Below are 3,463 nucleotides of genomic sequence, written 5' to 3' on the forward strand. Positions count from 1 at the left end.
CCGTGGCACTGATACCCCGGCCGACGCTGGTGATCGCCGGTCGGCACGACACGGTGACGGCAGCCAGCCACAGCGAGCTGATCGCCGCGACGGTGCCCGGCGCGAAGCTGGTTGTGCTGCCTGCGGTCCATCTGTCGAACATCGAATATCCGGCAGAGTTCATCCAGGCTGTCATCGATTTCTGCGCGGAGCCGAGTGCCGCGACGGCAAAGGCATCCGGCACCAGCCCGGCGGTTGCCGAGCGTTCAAAGGACGCTGCGGTTCACAAGGGCGGGCGCCAGCCGGAGCCTGCGTCAATGTGAGCGCCGGGCCGAGCCGAGCCATCTGGCGAGAAGCTTTTCAACGCCTTTCGGAACGATCCCGTCACCTTGCCATTATCAGCACGAAGGCAGGCTCGGCCAGGCAAACGCCGTAACCGACCTTAGAGACGGTCGGCGACGCACCACTTTCGGGCGCCGACACGAACACGCCGGAGGAAAGCGATGACTGGACGCAAAACCCACGATCAACAAATTCGCATCATTGAAGAGCGGGAAAACACAAAGAACGCCGGCAAGGATTTTGATGCCGAGGCGGATCTGAAACGATCAGCGGCGGAACGCGAAGCACTGCGCAAGGGAGCGGACACACCGGACCTCGTCGATCCAGACGACCGCAACATGCTTCGCGGCAAGAATCAGGAAAGCGCCCATCACAAGAACCGTGCCGACGACTAAAGCGCGTCACGGACCAGCAACGCTCCTGGAACATTCGTCATAGATTGGAGGCAGCCCATGGCACGCGGCAGCAAGAAGCACATCGGAGCAGGTTCACAAGGAAAGGGTTCCGGCACAGGCGCCATGACCGTGACGCCAAAAGACAAGCTCGAAGAAAACAAGGTTCTGTCCAATCGCGACAAGGCACAGCATTCCAAAGAACGCGGTTTGGACTCCAGGCAGGTTGCGACCGAGCAGCATCAGGATCATGCCGCCAACCGTTTGCGGGACTGACGCCCGACAGGGGCGCCAGCCTCGGCCTGGCTGTCCGGGGAGCCGTCAGATTCGTACCATCTCTATTTGACACCGAGGCTTTCAGGCCAGAGCGCCTGGATTTCCTTCGGCAGCGCATCGCGCACCTTAGCCGATTGGCCAAGATCAATATGCCGTGCAAGAACTCGGAATACCGAGCGTGCTGCATCCTCGGGATCGACGGGGCGGATCGATTTCAATTCCTCGCCGATGTGCTGCGAGAAGTTTTCCAGGGAGCGCGTTTTGTCCGGCTCGGCTGCGGGCCGGTAGTGGTCGTAATAGGCGCCGCGCACCAGGAGCGGCAGTTCCGCCCCAAGTTTGGCCGCAAGCCCGATCTGCAGCCTGTCCCTTACGGTCCGCAGGACCGCGCCCAATATGTGCCATGCAATTCGCCGATCCGGACCATGATCGTCCATGATCTCGTCGAGCCAGATGTTGGTTGTCTGCAGCGTCCTGTCAAAGACATCCAAACCGGTAGCGCTCATCATCGCCTCCTCATCAAATTCATGTCTGGTTTCGAAACGATGCTCAGGGACAATCGTTTCGCTATCTGTCGACAAAATTGGCTCGGCCTGTGATCCGGCTCTGCCCCGGGATCCACGGTAGCGGTCTTGGTTGCGCCGGAACCCCTTCCGAAGCAGTTCGTTCCTGGGTGGGCGGCTTTGAGGAGCTGGTTGGGGGAGCGCGTCCTGAACGGATTTTTTGCGATGCCTGCAAGGAAGACAAAAACCAATGAAGGCGAGAACCGACAGCAACTCCTGCAGATGATGACGACGGAGCATTTGGTGCTGGGGACCGCCAGGGCGGCGACTATTCAGGAGGCGAATCAGCGCGCAAATTTGTTCCTGACTTCGGTATCCAGCGCCACGATCGCCCTTGCTTTCGTGGCCCAGGTGACGAGGATGGGGCTTCCTTTCATGCTGTTCAGCCTGATCCTGTTGCCGTGCCTCTACTTCATTGGGCTGGTGACATTCGTCAGGGCTGTGCAGGTGGCCATCGAAGACATGGTCCACGCCCGCGGCATGGCACGCATCAGGCACTGCTACACCGAGCTCACCCCTTCGATGGCGCGCTATCTGGTTCACTCCACCCATGACAACCAAACGGCTCTGCTGGCCGATGTCGGCCTCAAGCCAAGGCCCTGGCAAGCGTTCGCCGGAACCGCAGGGATGGTGAATGTCGTCAACGGTGCCATCGCCGGTGTCTTTGCCGGCGTGATGCTCAAGGTCGTCGTTGGCTCGACGGCCAGTCTCGCCGTGACTGTCGGCATTCTAGCTTTTGCGGTGAGCAACTGGTGCCTGTGGCAACATCACAGGCGCAGTTGGGCAAGCGCGGAACACAAGCTGAAGGTGCTGTTTCCAAACGTGCCGGACAGCGACGGCAAGGCGCGGATCGGATAACCCGTTCGAGAGGGCAGGAGCATCAACTCGCGCTAGGCGGAAACCTCAAGCACGATCTTGCCACGCACATGCTCATTTTCCAGCCGTTCTTCCGCTTTGGCGACCTCTCCAAGAGGGTAGGTGGCTTGCACGAAGGGGGTGACCTTGCCGGCCTCGATGAGGCGGCCGATCTCGGCAAGATGCGCCGCATTCGGCTCGGCCAGGTAGGAGACGCCACGCGCCCGACGCAAGTTTGCCTTTTCCTGCGACGGTTGGGAAAGCGTGGAAACGAGCGTCCCGCCAGGCTTGAGCACCTCCCAGGAGCGCTCCTGCGTGTCGCCCGCGACAAGATCGAACACCAGGTCGACCGCATCGACGACCTCTTCGAAACGCTGATTCTTGTAGTCGACCGTCTGATCGGCGCCAAGCTCACGGACGAAAACGACGTCCTCGGCGGAAACGGTTGTCGCGACGCACGCGCCCACGGCCTTGGCCAGCTGGATCGCCAGATGACCGACGCCGCCGGCGCCGCCATGGATGAGAACCCGTTGTCCGGATTTGAGGCCGCCATGATCGAAAAGGCCTTGCCATGCGGTGATGCCGGCAAGCGGCACCGCCGCGGCTTCGACATGGCTTAGACGATCCGGTTTGGCAGCCGCCTCCGTCGCCTTGACCACGACATATTCGGCATTGCCGCCCCGGTCATGACCAAGCATCGCAAACAACGGGTCGCCCTTCTTCAACGTATGCGCCCGCGTACCGCATATTTCCACCGTGCCGGATACGTCGCGCCCGAGCGTGACCGGCAGGGTCTCGCTCACCGACCCTTCGCGGGTCTTGTAGTCGATCGGATTGACGCTTGCGGCGCGGACCCTGAGCACAACCTCGTCGTCAAGCGGCTGAGGCGAGGGGACCTGATCGATCGAAAGGACCTCAGGTCCGCCAAAAGCGTGGATGCGGATTGCTTTCATGTCGGCATACCTCCTGTTGTCTGGCTGTCGGCGACGCTGTCTGCAGGGCTGTCGTCAGCGGCTGTGCAACCGGGGTTGCGGCGGCAGGCACGCTGGCCTCCCGGGG

5 protein-coding genes and 1 pseudogene are annotated in these 3,463 nt (G+C 61.4%); 4 read left to right on the forward strand and 2 right to left on the reverse strand.

The genetic code is table 11. The features are described from left to right. The 3 genes and pseudogenes from EN925_RS40945 to EN925_RS28465 form a co-directional block, all read left to right on the forward strand. Positions 1-302, forward strand: a pseudogene (locus EN925_RS40945) (alpha/beta hydrolase); the annotation flags it as partial. 180 nt (positions 303-482) lie between these two features. Beyond that, the gene (locus EN925_RS28460; protein WP_127370095.1) at positions 483-716 is read left to right on the forward strand and encodes a hypothetical protein; all 234 of its coding nucleotides are present in this window, start codon (positions 483-485) and stop codon (positions 714-716) included. A gap of 57 nt (positions 717-773) precedes the next feature. After that, complete coding sequence (locus tag EN925_RS28465) at positions 774-989, forward strand: hypothetical protein (RefSeq protein ID WP_013530133.1); 216 nt, start codon at positions 774-776, stop codon at positions 987-989. A gap of 62 nt (positions 990-1,051) precedes the next feature. On the opposite strand, the gene EN925_RS28470 is transcribed toward EN925_RS28465, so the two are convergent. Continuing rightward, positions 1,052-1,492 (reverse strand): DUF2267 domain-containing protein, encoded by a 441-nt coding sequence (locus EN925_RS28470; protein ID WP_013530134.1) that lies wholly within the window; start codon positions 1,490-1,492, stop codon positions 1,052-1,054. A 300-nt stretch (positions 1,493-1,792) separates the two neighbouring features. On the opposite strand from EN925_RS28470, the gene EN925_RS28475 reads away from it, so the two are divergent. Then, positions 1,793-2,407 (forward strand): hypothetical protein, encoded by a 615-nt coding sequence (locus EN925_RS28475; RefSeq protein WP_245483252.1) that lies wholly within the window; start codon positions 1,793-1,795, stop codon positions 2,405-2,407. Positions 2,408-2,439: 32 nt separating this feature from the next. Here the strand turns inward: EN925_RS28475 and EN925_RS28480 are convergent, their stop codons facing one another. Then, positions 2,440-3,357 carry an NADP-dependent oxidoreductase gene (locus EN925_RS28480; protein WP_127385450.1) on the reverse strand — a complete coding sequence of 306 codons (918 nt, stop codon included), beginning with the start codon at positions 3,355-3,357 and terminating at the stop codon, positions 2,440-2,442. Between the last annotated feature and the right edge of the window lie 106 nt (positions 3,358-3,463).

Origin of the sequence: Mesorhizobium sp. M7A.F.Ca.US.006.04.2.1, assembly GCF_004022915.1 — a bacterium.
GTDB lineage: Bacteria > Pseudomonadota > Alphaproteobacteria > Rhizobiales > Rhizobiaceae > Mesorhizobium > Mesorhizobium ciceri.

What these genes read in the sequence shown, in the direction of transcription:
- EN925_RS28470 (WP_013530134.1), bottom strand. Translation starts at nt 1,492, where the DNA reads ATGAGCGCTACCGGTTTGGATGTCTTTGACAGGACGCTGCAGACAACC.
- EN925_RS28480 (WP_127385450.1), bottom strand. Translation starts at nt 3,357, where the DNA reads ATGAAAGCAATCCGCATCCACGCTTTTGGCGGACCTGAGGTCCTTTCG.
- EN925_RS28460 (WP_127370095.1), top strand. Translation starts at nt 483, where the DNA reads ATGACTGGACGCAAAACCCACGATCAACAAATTCGCATCATTGAAGAG.
- EN925_RS28465 (WP_013530133.1), top strand. Translation starts at nt 774, where the DNA reads ATGGCACGCGGCAGCAAGAAGCACATCGGAGCAGGTTCACAAGGAAAG.